This is a genomic window from Microbacterium sp. NPDC058345 (genome assembly GCF_042723855.1).
Classification (GTDB): Bacteria; Actinomycetota; Actinomycetes; order Actinomycetales; family Microbacteriaceae; genus Microbacterium.
Genome location: NZ_JBHXIG010000003.1, coordinates 147,586 through 167,699 on the forward strand (window position 1 = coordinate 147,586; position 20,114 = coordinate 167,699).

The 20,114-nt window shown below is 68.9% G+C and carries 24 protein-coding genes and 1 tRNA gene; 9 read left to right on the forward strand and 16 right to left on the reverse strand.

Going from position 1 to position 20,114, the window contains the following annotated elements; genetic code table 11:
* Window positions 1-18: 18 nt before the first annotated feature.
* The 6 genes from ACFWH5_RS12345 to ACFWH5_RS12370 all read left to right on the forward strand — a co-directional run bounded on the left by ACFWH5_RS12345 (window position 19) and on the right by ACFWH5_RS12370 (window position 6,317).
* A complete protein-coding gene (locus ACFWH5_RS12345) occupies window positions 19-1,179 on the forward strand; it encodes an NAD(P)/FAD-dependent oxidoreductase (RefSeq protein ID WP_378835012.1) in 1,161 nt (386 codons plus the stop codon).
* The gene (locus ACFWH5_RS12350; RefSeq protein ID WP_378835013.1) at window positions 1,176-1,421 is read left to right on the forward strand and encodes a (2Fe-2S)-binding protein; all 246 of its coding nucleotides are present in this window, start codon (window positions 1,176-1,178) and stop codon (window positions 1,419-1,421) included. The genes ACFWH5_RS12345 and ACFWH5_RS12350 overlap by 4 nt, the downstream gene beginning before the upstream one ends.
* A complete protein-coding gene (locus ACFWH5_RS12355; RefSeq protein WP_378835014.1) occupies window positions 1,418-2,821 on the forward strand; it encodes an FAD-dependent oxidoreductase in 1,404 nt (467 codons plus the stop codon). Before ACFWH5_RS12350 ends, ACFWH5_RS12355 begins: the two co-directional genes overlap by 4 nt.
* A complete protein-coding gene (locus ACFWH5_RS12360) occupies window positions 2,818-3,750 on the forward strand; it encodes a dihydrodipicolinate synthase family protein (RefSeq protein WP_378835015.1) in 933 nt (310 codons plus the stop codon). Before ACFWH5_RS12355 ends, ACFWH5_RS12360 begins: the two co-directional genes overlap by 4 nt.
* Before the next feature lie 76 nt (window positions 3,751-3,826).
* Entirely contained in the window at window positions 3,827-4,828 is a 1,002-nt protein-coding gene (locus ACFWH5_RS12365) for a proline racemase family protein (protein ID WP_378835016.1), read from the forward strand.
* Window positions 4,829-4,838: 10 nt separating this feature from the next.
* Window positions 4,839-6,317, forward strand: coding sequence for an aldehyde dehydrogenase (NADP(+)) (locus ACFWH5_RS12370; RefSeq protein ID WP_378835017.1), 1,479 nt, complete (start codon window positions 4,839-4,841; stop codon window positions 6,315-6,317).
* A gap of 119 nt (window positions 6,318-6,436) precedes the next feature.
* Here ACFWH5_RS12370 and ACFWH5_RS12375 read toward each other — a convergent pair whose 3' ends face one another.
* Window positions 6,437-7,420, reverse strand: coding sequence for a proline racemase family protein (locus ACFWH5_RS12375; RefSeq protein ID WP_378835019.1), 984 nt, complete (start codon window positions 7,418-7,420; stop codon window positions 6,437-6,439).
* 45 nt (window positions 7,421-7,465) lie between these two features.
* Entirely contained in the window at window positions 7,466-8,395 is a 930-nt protein-coding gene (locus ACFWH5_RS12380; protein WP_378835020.1) for an ornithine cyclodeaminase family protein, read from the reverse strand.
* 107 nt (window positions 8,396-8,502) lie between these two features.
* Between ACFWH5_RS12380 and ACFWH5_RS12385 the strand changes: the two genes are divergently transcribed.
* A tRNA-Ser gene (locus ACFWH5_RS12385) sits at window positions 8,503-8,593 on the forward strand.
* A 187-nt stretch (window positions 8,594-8,780) separates the two neighbouring features.
* Here the strand turns inward: ACFWH5_RS12385 and ACFWH5_RS12390 are convergent.
* The 4 genes from ACFWH5_RS12390 to ACFWH5_RS12405 all read right to left on the reverse strand — a co-directional run bounded on the left by ACFWH5_RS12390 (window position 8,781) and on the right by ACFWH5_RS12405 (window position 12,394).
* Window positions 8,781-9,854 (reverse strand): alpha/beta fold hydrolase, encoded by a 1,074-nt coding sequence (locus ACFWH5_RS12390; protein ID WP_378835022.1) that lies wholly within the window; start codon window positions 9,852-9,854, stop codon window positions 8,781-8,783.
* On the reverse strand, window positions 9,785-10,534 hold the full coding sequence (locus ACFWH5_RS12395; protein WP_378835023.1) for an SDR family NAD(P)-dependent oxidoreductase: 750 nt from the start codon (window positions 10,532-10,534) through the stop codon (window positions 9,785-9,787). Before ACFWH5_RS12395 ends, ACFWH5_RS12390 begins: the two co-directional genes overlap by 70 nt.
* On the reverse strand, window positions 10,531-10,857 hold the full coding sequence (locus ACFWH5_RS12400; protein ID WP_378835025.1) for a cupin domain-containing protein: 327 nt from the start codon (window positions 10,855-10,857) through the stop codon (window positions 10,531-10,533). The genes ACFWH5_RS12395 and ACFWH5_RS12400 overlap by 4 nt, the downstream gene beginning before the upstream one ends.
* A gap of 82 nt (window positions 10,858-10,939) precedes the next feature.
* Entirely contained in the window at window positions 10,940-12,394 is a 1,455-nt protein-coding gene (locus ACFWH5_RS12405; protein ID WP_378835026.1) for a PLP-dependent aminotransferase family protein, read from the reverse strand.
* A gap of 91 nt (window positions 12,395-12,485) precedes the next feature.
* Between ACFWH5_RS12405 and ACFWH5_RS12410 the strand changes: the two genes are divergently transcribed.
* Together ACFWH5_RS12410 and ACFWH5_RS12415 are read left to right on the forward strand one after the other, a co-directional pair.
* Window positions 12,486-13,445 carry an NAD(P)-dependent oxidoreductase gene (locus ACFWH5_RS12410; RefSeq protein WP_378835028.1) on the forward strand — a complete coding sequence of 320 codons (960 nt, stop codon included), beginning with the start codon at window positions 12,486-12,488 and terminating at the stop codon, window positions 13,443-13,445.
* On the forward strand, window positions 13,423-14,895 hold the full coding sequence (locus ACFWH5_RS12415) for a CoA transferase (RefSeq protein ID WP_378835029.1): 1,473 nt from the start codon (window positions 13,423-13,425) through the stop codon (window positions 14,893-14,895). The genes ACFWH5_RS12410 and ACFWH5_RS12415 overlap by 23 nt, the downstream gene beginning before the upstream one ends.
* Before the next feature lie 249 nt (window positions 14,896-15,144).
* On the opposite strand, the gene ACFWH5_RS12420 is transcribed toward ACFWH5_RS12415, so the two are convergent.
* The 10 genes from ACFWH5_RS12420 to ACFWH5_RS12465 form a co-directional block, all read right to left on the reverse strand.
* Entirely contained in the window at window positions 15,145-15,723 is a 579-nt protein-coding gene (locus ACFWH5_RS12420) for a uracil-DNA glycosylase family protein (protein WP_378835031.1), read from the reverse strand.
* A gap of 13 nt (window positions 15,724-15,736) precedes the next feature.
* Window positions 15,737-16,213: a GNAT family N-acetyltransferase gene (locus ACFWH5_RS12425; RefSeq protein ID WP_378835032.1), complete on the reverse strand. Its 477-nt coding sequence runs from the start codon at window positions 16,211-16,213 to the stop codon at window positions 15,737-15,739.
* Between the two features lie 197 nt (window positions 16,214-16,410).
* Window positions 16,411-17,007: a hypothetical protein gene (locus ACFWH5_RS12430; protein ID WP_378835034.1), complete on the reverse strand. Its 597-nt coding sequence runs from the start codon at window positions 17,005-17,007 to the stop codon at window positions 16,411-16,413.
* Entirely contained in the window at window positions 17,004-17,327 is a 324-nt protein-coding gene (locus tag ACFWH5_RS12435; protein ID WP_378835035.1) for a GNAT family N-acetyltransferase, read from the reverse strand. The genes ACFWH5_RS12430 and ACFWH5_RS12435 overlap by 4 nt, the downstream gene beginning before the upstream one ends.
* A gap of 81 nt (window positions 17,328-17,408) precedes the next feature.
* Window positions 17,409-17,540, reverse strand: a complete 132-nt coding sequence (locus ACFWH5_RS12440) for a hypothetical protein (RefSeq protein WP_378835037.1) — start codon at window positions 17,538-17,540, stop codon at window positions 17,409-17,411.
* Window positions 17,533-17,742 carry an FAD-dependent oxidoreductase gene (locus tag ACFWH5_RS12445; RefSeq protein WP_378835038.1) on the reverse strand — a complete coding sequence of 70 codons (210 nt, stop codon included), beginning with the start codon at window positions 17,740-17,742 and terminating at the stop codon, window positions 17,533-17,535. The genes ACFWH5_RS12440 and ACFWH5_RS12445 overlap by 8 nt, the downstream gene beginning before the upstream one ends.
* 14 nt (window positions 17,743-17,756) lie before the next feature.
* Complete coding sequence (locus ACFWH5_RS12450; protein WP_378835040.1) at window positions 17,757-18,404, reverse strand: nitroreductase family protein; 648 nt, start codon at window positions 18,402-18,404, stop codon at window positions 17,757-17,759.
* Window positions 18,405-18,436: 32 nt separating this feature from the next.
* The gene (locus tag ACFWH5_RS12455) at window positions 18,437-18,973 is read right to left on the reverse strand and encodes a carboxymuconolactone decarboxylase family protein (protein ID WP_378835041.1); all 537 of its coding nucleotides are present in this window, start codon (window positions 18,971-18,973) and stop codon (window positions 18,437-18,439) included.
* Between the two features lie 119 nt (window positions 18,974-19,092).
* Entirely contained in the window at window positions 19,093-19,611 is a 519-nt protein-coding gene (locus ACFWH5_RS12460; RefSeq protein ID WP_378835042.1) for a hypothetical protein, read from the reverse strand.
* Between the two features lie 20 nt (window positions 19,612-19,631).
* Window positions 19,632-20,030, reverse strand: a complete 399-nt coding sequence (locus tag ACFWH5_RS12465) for an MmcQ/YjbR family DNA-binding protein (protein ID WP_378835044.1) — start codon at window positions 20,028-20,030, stop codon at window positions 19,632-19,634.
* Window positions 20,031-20,114 lie beyond the last annotated feature (84 nt).

The window sequence follows — 20,114 nt, forward strand, 5'->3', positions numbered from 1 at the left end:
GACGAGGAGGTGAGATCGATGCGGATCATCGTGATCGGCGCGGGTGCCGTGGGTGCCGCCTGCGCGCTCGCCCTCACCGAGGCCGGCGCCGAGGTGATCGTGCTCGACCGCACCGGCGTGGCCGGCGAGACCTCCAGCCGCTGCGAGGGCAACATCCTCGTCTCCGACAAGGAGCCCGGCGCCGAGGCGCTGATGGCCATCGAGGCGAACCGCGCCTGGCGTGAGCTCGCGGAGCGGCTCGACGCCGACCGGGTGCCCGGACAGCCCGCGACCGAGTTCGAGGCGAAGGGCGGCGTGGTCGTCGCGTTCGCCGGGGGAGCGGCCGTGTTGGAGAGCTTCGCCGCCACCCAGCGCGAGCTCGGCATCCGCGCCGACGTGCTCGACGAGCAGGCGCTGCGCGCCGCCGAGCCGCATCTCGCGCCGGACGTCGCGATCGGCGTGCACTACCCCGACGACGCGCAGGTGCAGCCCAGCCTGGCCGCGCAGGCCATGCTCGCCCGTGCGCGCCACCTCGGCGCCCGGCTGCGCATCACCGAGGTCACCGGCGCCGTCGTCGACGCCGATCGGGTGCGCGGTGTCGACACCCGCGAGGGCCGGATCGACGCGGATGCGGTCGTGAACTGCGCCGGGCCCTGGGCGGGGGAGGCCGCAGCGCTGTTCGGCGCCGAACTCGACATCCGCCCCCGCCGCGGCACGATCCTGGTCACCACGGCCATGCCGCAGCGGGTGTTCCACAAGGTCTACGACGCCGATTACGTCGGCGCCGTCGGCTCGGGGGATGCCGCCCTGCAGACCTCCACCGTCGTGGAGTCCACTCCGTCGGGCACCGTGCTGATCGGCTCGAGTCGCGAGCGCGTCGGCTTCTCGGAAGACGACCTGCTGCCACCGCTCGCCGAGATCGCGGCGAAGGCGACCCGCCTCTTCCCGTTCCTGCGTGACACCATGCTGCTGCGCACCTACTTCGGCTTCCGCCCGTACGCGCCCGATCACCTGCCGGCCATCGGCGCCGACGCCCGCATCGCGGGACTCTTCCACGCCGCGGGGCACGAGGGTGCAGGCATCGGCCTCGCCCCGACGACGGGCGCGCTCATCGCGCACGCCGTGCTCGGCACCGCCGCACCGCTCGATCCGACCCCGTTCCTGCCGTCGCGCAGCACGCTGCAGGGGGTGGCCGCATGAGCGTCGGCATCCGGTTCGACGGCGAGGTGCTCGAAGGGCGCGAGGGGCAGACGATCGCGGGCGTCCTGCTCGCCAACGGGCACCGCACGTGGCGGGATGCGTCCGGGTCAGAGCGCGGCATCTTCTGCGGCATCGGCATCTGTCAGGACTGCGTTCTCACGGTGAACGGCGTCGAGGGCGTGCGCGCCTGCCAGCGCACCGCGTGCGACGGCGATGTCATCGAGCGGGAGGCGCGTTCATGAGCATCCGCCGCGTCGTCGTGATCGGCGCAGGACCCGCGGGCCTGGCCGCCGCGACCTCCGCCTCCGCAGCCGGCGCCGAGGTCGTGCTCGTCGACGAGAGCGAGCGCGTCGGAGGTCAGTTCTGGCGGAACCACCCGGATTTCACCGACAGCAGATTGCAGCACCAGCTCGGCCGCTTCGCCCGGCTGCGGCAGGCGCTCGACGGCGTGCGCGTGCTGTCGTCCGCGAGCGTCTGGCGCGTCGAGCATGCGGCGCCGTTGCGCGTGCACGTGCTGATCGGTGCTGCCGACGGGGCCGATCGTCGCGGTGAGACACTGGGGGCGGATGCGGTCGTGATCGCGACCGGCGCGCACGACCGCGTGCTGCCGGTGCCGGGCTGGACCCTGCCCGGCGTCACCTCCGCCGGCGCGGCGCAGGCCCTCGCCAAGCGCGACGGGATCACGCTCGGCACTCGCACCGTGGTCGCCGGTGCCGGGCCGTTCCTCCTGCCGGTGGCGCAGAGCATCACGCTGCTCGGCGGCGCGGTCGCCGAGGTCGTCGAGGCGGCATCCGTCGGCACGATCCTGCGGGGCTGGGGCGCGCGCGCCTGGGAGCTCACCGCGGCCGTCGGTAAGGCCGGCGAGCTCGGCTCGTACGTCGCATCGCTCGTGAAGAGCCGCACCCCCTACCGGTTCGGCAGCGCGGTTACCCGCATCCACGGCGGCTCGAGTGTCGAAGCGGTCACCGTGCAGCGCGTCGACCGCGACTGGCGGCCCATCGCGGGCACCGCGCGCACCGTCGAGTGCGACGCCGTCGCGCTGGGCCACGGGTTCACGCCCCGGCTGGAGGCCGCCCTGCAGTTCGGCTGCGAGGTCACGCCGGATCGCTTCGTGCGCGTCGACTCCCAGCAGCGCACCAGCACGCCCGACGTGTACGCCGCCGGTGAGATCACCGGCATCGGCGGGGCGGACGCCGCGCTCGCCGAGGGCGAGATCGCCGGCCTCGCCGCCGCGGGCGTCGCCGAGGCCGACCTGCGCTACCGCGCTCCGCTGGCCGCACGCCGCCGCATGCGCGCCTTCGCCGCCCGGCTCGACGTGCACGGCATCCGCGCCGGCTGGACCAGCTGGCTCGACGACGACACCATCGTGTGCCGCTGCGAGTCGGTGCGCAAGGCGACGATCGACGAGTACGCCGGCGTCTCCTCGCGTGGCATGCGCCTGGCGACCCGCGCCGCCCTCGGCGCCTGCCAGGGCCGCACCTGCGGCCGCAGCGTCGAAGACATCCTCGGCACCCCGTTCGGCGTCGACCGACGGCCCGTCCTTTCCTCGGTGCGCATCGGCGAGCTCGCCGCGCACTGCACCCCCGCCGCCCTCGGCACCGAGAACGCGGCCCCACCGCTCACACCACAGGAGAAGAAATGACTGAGCAGAACATGGACCTCGGCGGCGTCGTCGTGGCCACCACCCTCGCGTTCAAGGAAGACGCATCGGCGCCGGCAGGACTCGCGGTCGACTACGACAAGTTCGGCGAGCACGTCGACTTCCTCATGGCGAACGGATGCCGCGGCGTCGGCCCCAACGGGTCGCTGGGCGAGTACTCGTCGCTGACCGACGAGGAGCGCCGCAAGGTGATCCAGGTCGCCGTCGAGGCCGTCGACGGGCGCGGCATCGTCATCGCCGGCGTGCACGGCGTGGGCAGCCACCAGGCCCGCGTCTGGGCCGAGCACGCCCGCGAGGACGGCGCCGACGGCGTGCTGCTGCTGCCGCCGACGATCTACCGCGCCAACGAGCGCGAGGTCATCGCGCACTACGAGGAGGTCGCGAAGGTCGGCCTGCCGATCATGGCCTACAACAACCCGTTCGACACCAAGGTCGACCTGGTGCCCTCGCTCGTCGCGCGGCTCGCGGAGATCCCCGAGGTCGTCGCGATCAAGGAGTTCTCGGGCGACGTCCGCCGCGTCTACGAGATCAAGGAGCAGTGCGACATCGACATCATCGCCGGTGCCGACGACGTGCTCTTCGAGCTCATGGTCAACGGCGCGGTGGGTTGGTTCGCCGGCTACCCGAACGCCTTCCCCCGCGAGGCCGTCGAGCTGTACAACCTGTGCCGCGACGGCCAGTGGCACGAGGCCAAGGCGCTCTACGAGCAGCTCGTCGCCGTGTTCCGGTGGGACTCGCGCACCGAGTTCGTGCAGGCCATCAAGCTGTCGATGGACATCTGCGGCAACTCCTACGGCGGCCCGACCCGCCCGCCGCGCGGTCCGCTCTCCGACGAGCAGCGCGCCCAGGTGACCGCCGACACCGAGCGCGCACTCGCGGCACTCGCCGCCCGCTCAGCCGTGGTCGCGTGACGCATGTGAGAATTCTCGGCGGGGGTGCCGCGCTGCGGCATCCCCGCCGAACCCCCATACTTCCCGGAGGCAGTTGATGCGCGCTCGCCGCACCATCCAGGCCGTCGACTCCCACACCGAGGGGATGCCGACGCGCGTCGTGACCGGCGGCGTGGGCCGCATCCCCGGCGCCACCATGAACGACCGGCGCCTGTACGCGATGGAGCATCTCGACGGACTGCGCGGTTTCCTGATGAACGAGCCGCGCGGTCATGCCGCGATGTCGGGCGTGCTGCTGCAGCCGCCGGCCCGCGACGACGCCGACTGGGGCATCGTGTTCATCGAGGCATCCGGATTCCTGCCGATGTGCGGCCACGGCACCATCGGCGCGGCGACCGTGCTCGTCGAGACCGGTATGGTCGAAGTGACCGAGCCGGTCACCGAGATCCGTCTCGACGTGCCCGCCGGTCTCGTCATCGCCCGCGTGCGGGTGGAGGACGGCCGCGCGGTGGACGTGACCATCGAGAACGTGCCGAGCTTCGTCGACCGGCTCGACGAGCGCATCGACGTGCCGGGCATCGGCGAGATCACCTACTCGGTGGCGTTCGGCGGCAACTACTACGCCCTCGTGGATCTCGACCAGGTGGGTCTGCCCTTCGATCGCGCCCACCAGGACGAGATCCTCGGGGCGGGCCTGGCGATCATGGACGCCATCAACACGCAGGCGCCGCCCGTGCACCCCGTGCTCGAGGGGGCGAACCACGTGCACCATGTGGAGTTCATCGCGCCCGGATCGGATGCGGTGCGCTCACGCCACGCGATGGCCATCCACCCCGGCTGGTTCGACCGCTCGCCGTGCGGCACGGGCACCAGCGCGCGGATGGCCGAGCTGCACGCCCGCGGCGAGCTCGCCCTCGACACCGCCTTCGTGAACGAGTCGTTCATCGGCACCGAGTTCACCGGCCGGCTCGTGGGCGAGACCACGGTGGGCGACCGCTCCGCCGTCATCCCGACCATCACCGGACGGGCCTGGGTGACCGGGCTCGGACAGTACATGCTCGACGAGAACGACCCGTTCCCCGAGGGATTCGTCTTCTAAGGAGAGAAACGTGACCGACACCGAGATCACCGTCGACGAGGTCGCCGCCCGCGCGGCCGCCGCAGCACGCCCGTTCGCCCGCACCAGCCCCCGCGAGCGCGGGGCGGCGCTGGTCGCCGTGGCGGACGCCCTCGAGGCGGCCGGCCCCGAGCTGATCGGCATCGCCATGCGCGAGACCGGCCTGGCCGAGGCGCGCCTCGCCGGCGAGCTGCGTCGCACCGCCTGGCAGCTGCGGCTGTTCGCCGACACCATCGTCGACGGCGGCTACCTCGACGCGCGCATCGACCTCGCCGACCCGGAGTACGTGATCGGTCCGCGGCCGGACGTGCGGCGGATGCTCGAGCCCGTCGGTCCGGTGCTGAACTTCGCGGCATCCAACTTCCCGTTCGCGTTCTCGGTGGCGGGCGGCGACTCCGCCGCGGCGCTCGCCGCCGGCTGCCCGGTGGTCGTGAAGGCCCACTCGGGGCATCCCGAGCTCTCGCGCCGCACGGCCGAGGTCGTCGCGGGCGCGCTGCGCGAGGCCGGCATGCCCGAGGGTGTCTTCCAGCTCATCTCCGGCCAGGAGAACGGCGTCGCGCTGCTGAAGGATGAGCGCATCCGCGCCGGTGCCTTCACCGGTTCCACGCACGTGGGCCGGATGCTCGCCGACATCGCCGCATCCCGCCCGGTGCCGATCCCGTTCTACGGCGAGCTCGGCAGCGTCAACCCGGTCTACGCCACGTATGCCGACGCCGCGCTGCTCGACGGCTTCGTCGCCTCGGTGGCGGGCTCGGCGGGCCAGCTCTGCACCAAGCCCGGGTTCCTGTTCGTTCCCGAGGGGGCGGAACTGGGCTCGATCGGCGATGCCGCGGCATCCGTCGCCGAGCACCGCCTGCTCAACCCCGGCATCGCCCGATCTTTCGTGCAGCGCCGCGACGATGTGCTCGGAGCGGACGGGGTGACCGTGCTGTCGCAGGGTGAGGTGCGCGTCGACGAGGCGGGACAGACCTACGCGACGCCCACGGTCGTGACCGTCGACGTCGACACCCTCGCCGAGCACCGCGAGGCGCTGCTGGAGGAGTCGTTCGGGCCGCTTTCCGTGGTGGTGCGCTACGCCGACCGCGATGCTCTGCCCGCGCTGCACGCGGAGCTGTTCCCCGGCAACCTCACCTCGACCGTGCACGCCCGCGCCGAGGAGCTGGCCGACGGGTCGCTCTCGGAGCTCGTCGAGAAGCTCGCCGAGACCAGCGGCCGGGTGCTGTTCGGCGGCTGGCCGACCGGGGTCTCGGTGACGCCCGCGATGCAGCACGGCGGACCGTACCCGGCGACCACCAGCGATGCGACGAGCGTGGGCACCGCGGCGATCACGCGCTTCCTGCGCGGTGTCGCCTACCAGGGCGCTCCGCAGGAGCTGCTGCCAGCGCCGCTGCGCGACGACAACCCGTGGGGCGTGCCGCAGCAGCGCAGCGAGCCAGGGCGCTCGACCTCGTGGGGTTCCTTCGCGGGCTGAGCGCTTCCGCCGCGCTGCTCGAGCGCACCACGTGCCGTCGACTGCACCGCCTGCCTGCGCGGCCAAGTGGTGCGCTCGGCGGCACGTGGTGCACTGGGCGTGGTTGCGTTACCGTTCCGTCAGCGCAGGCTGAAGCCGTCCGGCAGCGGGTCGCCCGCGTCGAGTTCGAACGTCGAGGTGCCGACCCGGTACGCGTGGCCGCGGACCTCGGGGATGACCCCGGATGCCGTGCGCTCGGCGATGCGGGCGTGGAAGCGGGTGCCGACGATCGAATCGTGCGTGAGCGTCTCGCCGTCGGCGAGTTCGCCGGATGCCGCGAGCAGCGCGACCCGCGCGGCCGTGCCTGAGCCGCAGGGGCTGCGGTCGACCTCGCCGTCGGCGAAGACGGTGACGTTGCGCTGCCACGGTCCGTCGTCGGTGGGGCCGAGGTCGTCGAACAGGATGGTGCCGTAGACGCCCGAGAGGCGGTCGTCGGCGAGCTGGGCGGCAGGATGGTCGTTCAGTGCCCACTTGATCTCGCGACCCACCGCGATGAGCTCTGTGGTGTTCTGCGGCGTGACTTCGAGGCTGACGGATGCCGCCGACAGTGTGGCGTACACCGCCCCGCCGAAGACGAGGTCGACGACGACCTCGCCGCGCGAGGTGCTCAGCCGGATGCCGCGCTCCAGCACCTGGGACTCGACGTTGCGGAACACGATCTCGTCGATCGCGCCGCCGGAGCGCCGCACCAGCGCCTGCACGCGGCCGCTGGGCACGTCGATGGTCACGGCCGTCTCGCCGTCGGGGTCTGACGGCACGCGCCCGGTGCGCACGGCCCATGCGCCGAGCGCGATCGTGCCGTGCCCGCACGCGGTGGAGAAGCCGTCCTTGTGCCAGAACAGCACGCCGAAGTCGGCGCCGTCGTCGTCGGGTGGGGTGATGAAGCCGCCGTACATGTCGTCGTGGCCGCGCGGCTCGAGGCAGAGGAACCGGCGCACGGCATCCGCCTCACCCGTGATCGCCTCGACGCGGCGCTCGGCGACGGTGCTCCCGTGCGTCGGAACGCCCTCGACGATGCGGAACGGCTCGCCGGCGGTGTGCCAGTCCTCGGTGCTCCAGCGCATGTGTCTTCCTCGGGTGGTGGGTGCTCGTTCGTGGGCTCTGCCGCGTCAGACGGCGAGGCGGGCGACCGCGAGATCCTGCCAGCCCATCCCGCACGTCTTGATGACGCGCGGGCGGTCGTCGACGGGCGAGAAACCGGCGGTGAACAGCTCGTGCATGGTCACGACATCATCGTGGCGCAGCATCCCGGCCTCGACGGCGACGATGACGTCGCCGGCCTCGGTGCGTGCGACGCGCCTGCTCTCGACGATCACCTGCGAGCGGCCGAGGAGGACGGGGTCGAGTTCGGTGCGGTCGGGTTCATGCGACCCGATGGCGACGATCGTCGCGTCGTCGCGCACGGCCTCGGAGGGGAACAGGGGAGTGGATGCCGTGGTGGCGCACACGATGAGGTCGGCGGCGGCGATGTCATCCAGGCTGCCGGCGCGGACGTCGGCGTCGGGCGCGTATCCGCGGGCGGCTTCGGCGGCGGATGCTGCGCGTGCGGCATCCCGGCCCACGAGGCGCACCGTGCGGAGCGGCCGGATGGCCGCGAACGCCTCGACGTGCCGGATGGCCTGCGGACCCGTTCCGACGACGACGAGGTCTGCGGCATCCGTGCCGGCGAGCTCGTCGGCACAGGCCGCGGAGACGGCGGGCGTGCGCAGGCTGGTCAGTGCGGTGCCGTCGAGGAGGGCGATCGGGGCGAGCGTGTCGCCGTCCATGAGGATGTAGACGCCCTGGATGCGTTCGAGGCCCTGTGCGGGGTTGCCGGGTGCCACGGTCGCGAGCTTCTGACCGACGGCTCCGCCTGCCGCGGCGGGCATGAGCAGCAGCTGCCCGTTCGGCACGTCGATGATCGAACGGGCGAGGTCGTCTTCGGGGTCGAAGCCGTCGCGCAGGGTGGTCTGGATCGCGGCGATCGCGTCGGACATGCTGACCTGCTCCTCGACCTCCCGGGCACTGACGAGGGCGAGGTTGGCGATGACGTCGGACATGCTCTCCAATCTAAGCGCAGACCAGTAATATGTCACGCGCTAGTGGGTGGCGGCGATGCCCGCCCCCGATTTCGCGCGACGGCCGCCGATGTCGTAAACTCGACGACGGTGACGTGTCCGAGCGGCCGAAGGTGCAACTCTCGAAAAGTTGTGTAGGGTAACCCCCTACCGTGGGTTCAAATCCCACCGTCACCGCCACGGAAGCCCCCGAGAAATCGGGGGTTTTCGCATATCCGGGGCTGCACTCGCGGTGCAGATAGCAAGAACTGAGTCAGTGGATGAGCACTGCTGCAGGAGCACGCTGAGATCTCAGACGCTGGCTTTCGATTGTGCGAGCGAGTGGCATCGGTGAAAGCGCATGTCGCGGGTTGTCCGCTCGGCGATATCAATGCTCCGGCGAGAATGGCAGCGCCCACGTGGTGCTGTTCCCGTGCAGAAGGTCATCGCACCGTTCGCCTCGTTGCGCAGTCATCGGCGCGCAGCCGGTCGCCGGAAGCTTCTCGGCTTCGTTCTTGCCGCGGAGCAGCCAACGGATCGCTTCCGGCCAGAAGGTGTGGCGGAACCGCTGGCGGAAGAGGCCGAAATGTCCGATCTCGTCTACTCCGAGGTCTCGGGGATCGACATACCATTCTTCACACGCAGCCGACGACAGATACCCGAGCGTTCTTCGCACCGCCGCCGGCGTGGCGTACGGATCGTCCGTGGGGTTCACCGAAAGCACGGGCAGCGTGAGCTGGGAGACCCGGTGCATGATCTCCTCGCCGTCGGCGCCGATGGTCTTCGCGTAATCGGACGCTCCGCGAGCCCAATCGAGCGCGACTCCGCGGGGCAGGTTCTCCAGCCAGCCGAGCTTCTTGCCCGGGAAGTATCCGAGCAGCATGGTCACGGCCGGCATGAAGAGGTGCCATCTGAGCATGAAGGCGAGGCGTCGATGCCTGTCGTAATCCGCCCAGTGCGCATGCTGGGCTCCCACGAGCAGCACTCGCTCGAGCTGGTGCGCGTGAGCTGCCATGAGGGTCGCGAAGCCTCCGAAGCTGTGGCCGACGACGCTGATCCGCGGCTGGCCTCCAAGCCGATTCAGAAGCCAGACGATGCACGCCTCGACGTCTTGCGTCCCCCACTCATGCCAGCGGGCCTTGAGTCGTCGATACCCGTTCGCGTCCGGTGGAGCAGAGCGTCCGATTCCACGGAAATCGGGCACCAGGACGCTGAAGCCGTTCTCGGCGAGGTAGCCGGCGAACGGCCAGTAGTACCTGCCCTGCACTCCGGTGGCGGGGGCGATGATCACGCCTCGCTGTTCTCCTTCAGATGGCCCGGGTGCGTACAACCTGGCCTTGATCACCTGGCCGTCACCACAACGAACGTCAACATCCTCGCAACCGAGATCAGTCACCGCGTCCCGCCCGTGACGTCGAGGATCGCACCATTGACGTAACTCGCCTCCGAGCTGATGAGCCATTCCACCGCGGCGGCGACTTCGTCGGTGGTGGCGGGTCTGCCCATCGGTGAGCGTGAGCCGACTTCCTGGGCGCGGTTCGGCTTGCCCGCTTTGGCATGGATCGTCGTGGCTGTGGTTCCTGGACTCACGGCATTCACTCGGATGCCGAGTCTCGCGCCTTCGAGTGCCAGACCGGTGGTGAGCGCATTCACACCCGCCTTCGCCGCGGCGTACCAGACGTATTCGCCAGGGGCTCCGGTCTTGCCGGCGATGGACGAGACGTTGACGATGCTCCGCGGGGTGCCGGCGCCGGGCGCCGACCAGTGACGCATCGCCTCCCGGCAGAGCATGATGGTCGCGGTGAGGTTGACGTCGATCGTGTGCCTGATCGTGTCGTCGTGCGCGTCTTCGAGCCTGCTGATCTGGCCGGTGATGCCCGCGTTGTTCACAAGCGCGACCGGGGTGCCGATCTCCGACGCGCGACGAAAGACGCGTTGCGGCGCGTCCAGCTTGGAGATGTCGCACTTGAGGGAGATGACCTTCGTGGTCTGCGTTGCGCACCGCCGAACCGTCGCCGCGGCGTCGCTTTCGTTGTGTCCGTAGACCAGGAGCACGTGATGGCCGATGCGTGCCAGACGGCGGACGATGTCTGCGCCGATTCCCCGGCTTCCGCCGGTGACGATAGCGACGGTCCCGCTCATCGATCTGCTGTCGCGTTGGTTCCCTCGCCGGGCGAGAACACGACGTACATGAACAGTGGCTCGACGATCTCGACGAAGGAATGATGTTCGCCGGCGGGTACGAAGAGGGCAGCGCCTGGCACCGCGAGTGCGTCTCCGCTTTCGGCGCGCAGTATGCCTTGCCCTTGGAGGATGACGTAGATCTCGTCCTCGGTGTGCGGGCTCTGCGGGTCCGTCGCTCCAGCGGGCAGATAGTAGGTGCCGACGCTCATCGTCGGTACTCTCAGCACTTCGGTGTAGGCGAGGCGGTCGGCCTGTTGTGGCGGGCTCACGAGCTGTTCCATGTCCGGCTTCCTCCTCAGAGAAGTCCACCACCTCACACGCCGAAACCACATGTCCACTTGAACAAAGTGGACACGTGCGGTGTCAGACCATCGAGGGAAGGCGTGACGCCTCGGATCTCGCCGGATCGCGGACGCTGAGCTGCTTCCACGCCTGGGCGAGCAGCAGAACGCCGTCCTCCAGATCGGCCATCGGCGAGGTGAACGGAAGTCTGATGTGGCGTTCGAAGGCGCCGTCGATGGAGAACTTCGGCCCCGCGACGAGCGAGAGCCCATGGGCCTCGCTGAGACTTGTCAGCGCCGAGCTGGCGGGCTTGTCGAGTTGAACCCAGAGCGACAGCCCGCCTTCGGGATGCGGCACGATCCACTGCGGCAGATGCTCCTGCAGCAACCTCGTCAGCAGGGCACGATGTTCGGTGAGCAGCTCGCGACGGTGGTGAAGGAGTTGTGGCATCGCAGCGAGGATCTGTTCGCCCAAGATCTGTTCCATCTGCGGGGTGCCGAGATCGCCGGCGGGGCGGGCGTTCGCGAGACGACGGATCACTGCCGCGTCGGCGCGGATCCACCCCAGGCGCAGGCCGCCCCAGATCGACTTGCTCAACGATCCCACCGTGATGATGCCCGATCCGTCCGACGGGGATCGGCGTCTCGCGTGGCGGGCGAACGGTCCGTCGTCCCATGCGCGGTCGATGTTCAGGTCGGCCGTCGTCTCGTCTATGACGAGGGTCGTGCCGAGCGCACGGGCTGCTCTGGCGACCTCGCCCCTGACCTCGGGCGGCATGGATGCTCCGGTCGGATTGTGGAAGTCCGGCACGAGATAGGCCAGCGTCGGTCTTGCGGATGCGAGGGTATCCCGCAGATGCTCGAGGTCCCATCCCTCGGTGGTCACAGGCGTTGTGACGAGGCGGGCGCCCGCGCGCCGGAGCGCGTCGTAGGCGTGCGGATAAGTGGGCGCTTCTATCAGAGCGACGTCTGCGCGTGCGAGCAACGTGTGGGCGATCAGGGAGATGGCATGCTGGCCGCCCATCGTCACCATGATCTGATCAGGAGTCGTCGGAAGACCGCGTTCCGTGTACCGCTGGGCGATGGAGCCGCGGAGCGTGACGTTTCCGAGAAGGTCGAATCCTGGCCCATCCAGCGCTTCGGCCACTCGATGGCCGGCGCGGACGACGATGTCTCGCAGTCCCTCCACGGGTGGCGGCACTGCCCGCGCGAAATCGATGGCCCGCGATCCCGCCGCCGCGTTGCGCCGGCCCGATTCGGGAAGCGTGACGCGGCTTCCCGAGCCCCGCTGACTCACGAGATAACCGGCATCTCGTAGCGCTTGATACGCGGCGACGATGGTCGTGCGGCTTCTGCCCGTCTGGACGGCGAACTCCCGCTCTGAGGGAAGGCGGGTTCCCGCTGGTATGCGACCGTCCGTGACGAGGAGCCGTACCCGTTCGGCCAGCGCGTCGTAGACGGGCCTGCCCGGATCGAGCTCGCCGATCAACCGGATCAGTTGACGGGCGGAGATACGAGTACCAGCTCCAGCGGACATAGGTCCACATTATTCAGGTGGCCCTGTTCGTCGAGCGCCGGCATCAGATTGGATCGCTGACATTCGTCATTCATCTCGTCGAGGTACCTCAATGAACGCGCATCCCTGGCTGAGCTCCACGCCCCAGACGACGACCTCACCCGTGGGATTCATCGGGTTGGGCCTCATGGGGTCGGCGATGGCGGCGAACCTGCAGAAGCACGTGCCGCTGGCGGTATGGAATCGCACGCTCACCGCGTGTGACCCGCTCCGTAGTGCGGGCGCGATCGTCGCGCCCTCGGCTCAGGCGGTGTTCGAGGATGCCGCCGTCGTCTTCATCATGCTCTCCGACGAGATCGCCATCGACGCCGTGCTGATGACTGTCGACCCGGATTCCATCCGGGGACGGATCGTCGTGCTCATGAGCACGGTCGCCCCTTCCTTCTCAGAAGAGTTCGGGCACAGGGTGAGAGAAGCCGGCGGGAACTACGTCGAAGCACCCGTCTCTGGATCGCGGCAACCCGCAATAGACGGCACTCTGGTCTCGATGCTCGCCGGAGACGACAGCGCACTCGACGACGTCGAACCACTGATCCGCACGATGTGCACGACGGCATTCCGGTGCGGCACCGTACCGTCGGCGCTCACGATGAAGCTCGCCGTGAACACCTTTCTCATCACCCTCGTCACCGGCCTTGCTGAGGCGTTCCACTTCGCGGAGACCAACGACCTCGACCCGGACTTGTTGCGTTCGATCCTCGACGTCGGTCCGATGGCATCGGCGGTTTCTCGTGCGAAGAGCGCCAAGATCACGGCCGAGGACTGGACGCCTCACGCAGCGATCCCCGACGTCCTCAAGAACAGCCGCCTGGTTCAGGGTCACGCGCAGAGAACCGGCAATGCGGCCCCGCTGATGGAAGTGTGCACTGCGCTGTACGCGGAGGCGGAATCGCTGGGACGCTCGGGCGATGACATGGCAGCGGTGATCGCAGCCTTGCGACAACGCACGCGAGCGGCGAAGGGGGCAAGAGCCTCGCCATATGACCTGAATGAAGGCGGGCACCATGACTGATTCATCCACGCGCGGGCAACGCGGCCCTGCAGAGCCAGACTCCTCGAACATCCATCGGTTCGGTGCGAGCGTCGCGCAGAGCATCGGCATCGACTCCGATGAACTGGCGGCCCTCAGCCCTGTTCAAGCCTTGCCGGACTGGAGGTCGAATCTCAGAGTCGGGGAACTCGCGTACGACAGTGTGGCCCTCGCCTCCCTGGCGGTCGCGCTCGTCGGAGCGGATCGAGGCGGCATCCGACCACATGCTCATCTTGTCGCTCCCGACGCAGCAAAGGTGCGAGCATCTTTCGGCAGTGAGAAGGTGCTCCGAGTCGATGGCGTCGCGCCATCGATCTGGGCCCCGCTCTCCGGGTTCTGGAAGGTCGCCGACGGGTGGGTGCGAACGCACGGCAACTATCCCCACCACGCCGAACGGCTCGCGCGGCTGCTCGGCGTTCCGGCGACCGCCGACCGATCCGCCGTGGAGCGCGCGATGCTCGGCTGGTCTCGCTTCGAACTCGAGCGACGGTCGGCCCAGGCGGGAGCGCTCGCCGTAGCGGTCCGAAGCTCATCCGAGTGGGAGGCGCACCCGCAGCACGCGGCGCTCCGTGAGAGCCCCGTCGTGCGATTGGAGTCCGTATCAGGAGCCGTTCCCCGTGCGTGGTCGGATCGCGGTGACCGGCCTCTGTCCGGGATTCGTGTGCTCGACCTGACACGGGTGATCGCCGGTCCCGTCGCCACGAGGGACCTCGCCATCGCGGGTGCCGATGTGCTGCGCATCGATTCGCCCTGGCTTCCGGAGGCAGCATGGCAGCATCTCGACACCGGCCAGGAGAAGCGATCCGCCCTGCTCGACCTCGTCGACCCCGCCGACCTCGAACGATTGCATGCCCTGCTCGACGACGTTGATGTTCTCGTTCACGGCTACCGTCCGACCGCACTCTCGCAGTTCGGACTCGATACCGAGACTCTGCACGAGGAGTACCCAGGGATCGTCGTAGCCCAGCTCTCGGCGTGGGGCTTGCACGGTCCATGGGGAGATCGACGGGGATTCGACAGCCTCGCTCAGGCCGCCACAGGCATCGCCATGATCGAAAGCCCCGACGACGGCGCGACGCCCGGCGCGCTGCCCGTGCAAGCCCTGGACCATTCCGCGGCTCACTTCCTGGCCGCGGCCATCGTGACCGCGCTTCGGGCGCAACGGACCAGCGGTGGCTCACATGAAATCAGCATCAGCCTCGCCAGAATCGCCGATGAACTCCTCGCGGCCGGCCGTAGGCACGGCGCGCCACTGGTAGGTGAAACACCGGAGCTGCCCACCACGCAGGTCCCGATCCGGCCGGCGACAGAGAGCGGGCGGACCGTCGTCACCTGCGCGCCGCCGGCGCTCGCCTTTCCGGGAGCGCCGAGCGAGTACCCCTCGCCCGTACATGTGTGGGGGAGCGATCAGCCTCGATGGGTCGTTGAATGAGGTGTGGTTGTGGACGCGTGACGAAGCGAAGACCTCCGGCAAACCGCACCGCCACCGGGTGTTACCGAGTGAGCCGCGTCCGTCGGCTCAGTGCGCCCGGATGAGATCGACATTCTCCGATCGCGGAGTTTCGTCGCGGAGTCGAGCGCTGGCTCGGCTGGTCGGGGCGGAAGGCGCCATCCCCTTGCTCTTGGACGTAGACGCGCGGCTCGGGTCAGTGCTCTACATCCGTGAGTGCGATGAGTCCTCTTAGTCAACGAGAGCTGAAACCTGCTGCTTCAGCGTCGGTAGCAGCGTTGTCTCAAACCATGGATTCCTCGCCTGCCAGCGGAAGTTGAGTGGCGACGGGTGCACAAGCGGGATCACGTCCGGGAGGTAGTCGCGGTACGCGTGCACCGTGTCGGTCAGAGTCCGCTGGGCGCGTGCACCCAGGTAGTGAGCCTGCGCGTAGCGGCCGATCAGCACCGTGAGCCGGATATGGGGCATGAGCTGCAGAAGCGGCGGATGCCACCGATCCGCGAAGCCCTTGCGGGGCGGGAGGTCACCGGAGGCTCCCTTGCCGGGGTAGTAGAAGTCCATCGGCAGGAGCGCGAACAGGTCCGCGTCGTGGAACTGCTGCTCCGTGACGCCCAGCCAGCTTCGCAGTTTCACACCGCTGGCATCGTTCCACGCGATCTGCGACTCTTGCGCCTTCCGGCCCGGCGCCTGCCCGATCACCGCGATCCGCGCTTGCGCCCCCGCCGTGTACAACGGCAGGTAGCCCTTCGCCGTCATCTCGGCGTTCGCGGCGTCATCGATGATGGCGCGCCGGATCTCCTCGAAGCTCATGGTCGTTCTGGTCTCAATGGATGTCCTTCTCGAATTCCGCGATCTCCGACTCGTCGTCTCTGGGTGCCGCTTCCGGCATCGCCGGGGACGCACCGCTTCCGGGATGCCGCGCGTCGATCAGATCTGCGAACTCCGGGTGCTGCGAGATGAAGGTGCCGACGACGGGGCAGATGATCGTGATCTTCTTGCCCATCCGCGTGATCTCATCGAGAGCATAGGCGACCAGCTCGCTCGCGACGCCGTGGTTGCGATAGCTGTGGTCCACCCAGGCTTTCAGCAGCACCACCCGTCCGCCGACGTATCGGTACGTGAGCTCGCCGATCCCCTCGGCGCCGAGCACCGCGATCCAGCGACCGCGTTCGGCGTCGTTGACGATGGTGAGCTCATAGTCCGACGGGTTCTCGGTGTGGTCGGATGCTGTCATCTCGGTGATGAGCGCCGCATTGTTCGCGGCGCGGCGCGTTGCTTCCGCTTCGAGCGTGGTTGCCATGGTCGCGTTCTCCTGTCTGCGAGCGTCTCATCTCACGTCACCTCGTTCGCACCCGGGGAGTGCAAAGTCTTACCGCGACGCGCGCACGGCACGGCACGCGACCATTTCGCCTCGGCTCATGGCGGCGGCACCGTCGAGGCGATGCGTGAGACCACCGCGCCGGCAGTCCGACGGACCGACGGGTGCAGCGCCCGGCCTCAGCAGGCGGTTACGTCGATGCGCTGTGGGCGATCGATGTCTGTGACGTCGTAGGCGACGTCGGCCGCCGCGCACGGAGCGTCCCGCGAGACGTATCGACGGTGGAGGTGCCGGATGTCGTCGTCGAGAAGCCGGCGCGTCTCCAGAAAGACCGTGAAGTCCCAGGCATCGCGGATGCCGCCGCGCAGCAGTGACCAGCCGTCGACGATCAGCGCGGCGTCGTCGGGAGCATCCTCGAACTCGCCGCCGAACGCGTCGGACCGGAAAAGTCGCACAACCGTACGGACCGTTTCGTCGTCGGTGAAGGGCGCAGCCGTGAGACGCACCGCGGGTCTGCCCACGGCGCGCAAGGCGCGCGCCAGCACCGTGGCGAAGTGCACGCGTGCGGCGGCGTCCACGCCGTCGACCGCGATCAGCAACCTGCCGCCCGGCGAACGCGCCATCAACTGCGCAGCGAGCGCCTCCCACGCGGCCTCCGAGGCGACCCCGCCCAGAGGTTCACCCCGCAGCGGTGGCCGCGCAGCCCGTGCCCAAGGATCCTCGTCGGTGAGCGGACCCGCGAACTCGCGCACGTCGGTTCCCGTCTCGTGATTCATCGCCCCGTCTCCCGGCGTGCGGCGATGTGCGCGGATGCCACGGGGCACGTGACGATCACTTCCGTGCCTGCGGAGCGCGCGACGTCGACGACGTGGTCGATGAACTCGCCCGCGAGTCCGCGGTCTCGGAACTCCGGCTCGATGAACGTCGCGTACAGCTCGGTCTCGCCCCCGGATTCCCGGTAGTCGATCGAACCGATCTCTCGATCGGCGAGCAGCGCCACATAGCGGCTCTCGTCGTCCAGACGTCGCACGATGATCTCGGCGTCCTGTTCGGTGGAGGGGAGATCCACGCTCGCGGGGTGCGGGTCGGGGGTCATGTCACTGTCCTTCGCGGTCGTCGTGTCATATCCATATCCATTCGCGACGCGGCGTGCGCACATCTTCCGGACGTGTGCGCATCAGCGCTGACCCCGGAACAGCGCCACCACGATGACCACGGAGATGGACAGGATCGCCACGGTCGCGAGACCCACGAGCACCAGGTAGAAAACCTCGAGCGCGTGCGGATCGATGTCGCGCCAATCATTCATCTCGCGCCTTCCGCTCCGGGTCGATCAGCTCGGCGCCGCGGCGGAGGATCTTCTTCGGATCACAGCCACGCAGCGCGCATGTGCCGCCGAACGGCAGGTGGTCGACGACGGCGGCCCGCCGGCCCACCGCCGCACTCTCATACGCTGCGACGGCGCCAGCGGTGCCGGAGCCGATCACGATCAGGTCGTCGTCAGAGGGCATCCGGACCGTCCGCGTCACAGGCGTGTGAAGACGTTGTGCTGCTCGAGGCGCGAGATGGGCCCCTTGTACGCGCGCGATTCGTCGGGGTAACCCATGACCAGCAGGAGCGTCGTGGTGTATCCGGTTCCCGTCAGGCCGAAGGCTTCGTCCACTTGCTCGGGCGCGAAGCCCTCGAACGGCGTGGCGTCGAAGCCGAACTCGTGCGCGGCCATCATGCTCGCGCCCGTGATCAGATAGGTCTGCTTCTCCATCCAGTGCTTGAGGAGACCGTCGCGCTCGGTCTGGATCCGCAGGAAGTCCTTTGTGCCGGTTTCCCAGCCGGCCTGGATCTTCGGATCGGGGAAGCGCAGGTCCGCTCGTTCCTTCGCGTTCACCGTCTGCAGGTGCTCGTCGGAGACGTCCGTCCGCGTGGTGACGACGATCGCGTGCGAGGCGCTTGCGACCTTTCCGGCGTTGTCTGAGAAACGGCCCTTCAGGGCGTCGACCAGCTTCTTCTTCCCCTCCGCGGTCTCGAGCACGTAGAAGTGATTCGGCTGGATGTTCACGGATGTCGGGAGGGTGTGGAGGAACGTGAGGAAGCTATCCACCGTGTCGTTCGGGATCTTCCTGGTCGCATCGAAATAGCGGGTCAGGTGCTTGTTCTTGAGGTAGTCGAGATCCATCGTCCTGCTTTCGAATCGGCCTGTCGGCGGGGTCAACGACGCGTCGCGCCGGGCACGTCGACGACCGAGTCGTTGACGTTGTTCAGGTAGTTCGTGAGTAGCGTCACGACCGACACGGTCACGATCGCCTGGATCTCCGCGTCCGTGTAGCCGGCTTCCCGCACGGCCGCGAGGTCCTCGTCGCCGACCTGCCCGCGGTGCTCGATCACCCGCTGCGAGAATCGCGCGGCGGCGGCGCGCTTCGGGTCGCTCGACTCGCCGACGCGCGCGGCCTCGATCTCCTCATCGCTCATGCGGCCGAGGTTCGACGAGACGTAGCCGTGGATAGCCGAGCAGTAGTCGCAGTCGTTCGCGTACGAGACCGCGAGCGCGATGACGTGCCGGGTTTTCGCGTCGAGCAGCCTCGCGATGCTGGTCTGCAGGCCGAGAACGATCTCGAGGACGGTGGGGTTCGCGGCGAGCGTGTCGAACATGCCGGGGGCGAAGCCGAACTGCTTGGCGACTCCGGCCAGCACGCCGTGCGTCTTCGTGTCGAGGTCGGCCGGAGCGGGAGCGGTCAGTCGGGACATCAAAGGTTCCTTCGGTCGGATCCGGAAACGGACGGAAACGTCCATTACTGAGCGGTACAAAGTGGGCTGTCAAGCGCATTCGGTGTCGCGAAGAATGAGGTCGAGACGACGCGCGCCCGTCAGCAGGAATCGGAGAAGGTGCGCACCGGCGCATCGGGTCCGGAGACGTCGTAGATCGCCTCGGCCGCGCCGCGCGGCTCGTCGTCACGGACGTAGCGCAGCCGCTGTGCGTATGCGGCCTCGTCCGACATCGAATCGCCTTCGAGCCACACGCGGTAGTGCCACGCCCCGCGCAGCCGGGGGCTCAGCAGGAAGCGGCCGTCGACGATCAGCAGGGCATTGTCCGGGACCTCGGTGATGAGGTCGTCGCGTTCCAGCGCCCCGTCGCGGAAGCCCGCCAGCACGGCCCGGAGCAGGGACGCATCCTCGTCGCCGGCGTACTGCTCCGGGCGCTCGGCGCTCGCCCGGAAGGGTGTGCGACCCGCGGCGCGCGCCGCGTCTGCGAGCGCGTCGGCGAAACGTCGCGTCGTCTCGGCTCCTGCTCCGTCTATCGCCACCAGAACGCGTCCGTGGGCGTTGTTCTGCGCGATCTCCGCCGCGAGGGCGTCAAAGACGGTGGATGCGTCAGTCGTGCTCATGAAGTGCTCCTCTGTCTGTCTCATTCGGGGCGGAACGTCGCCGGGTCGACGGGTCGGAGGTCGCGGCGCAGACCGCCGACGACGAGGCGGTATGACTCGACCACGAGCTCGTCGAGGACTTCGGTCGGCACCTGCTCTCCCGGATGCACGCTGACCCAGTGCTGCTTGTTCATGTGATAGCCCGGCGTGATCTGCGGGTACTGCGCCCGCAGTCCCTCACCGTCCGCCGGATCGACCTTCACGGTCACGACCGGCTCGCCGGGAAGCGCGGTGTGCGCCAGGAACGTCTTGCCGCCGACCTTCCAGAAGTCCCAATCGCCCTGCGCCTGATGGCTGCGCTCCACACCGGGAAGCCGCTCCGCCAGGGCGGCGGACCGGCGCTGCAGGCGGGTCGGCGCGGGGCCGTCTTCGTCGTCCATGTCATCCTCCTGTCCGCACCTGGCCTGTCAGGTCTCGGAGTGTTGGTGACGCGAGCGACGCCGTCCTTACGCGGCGAACGACTT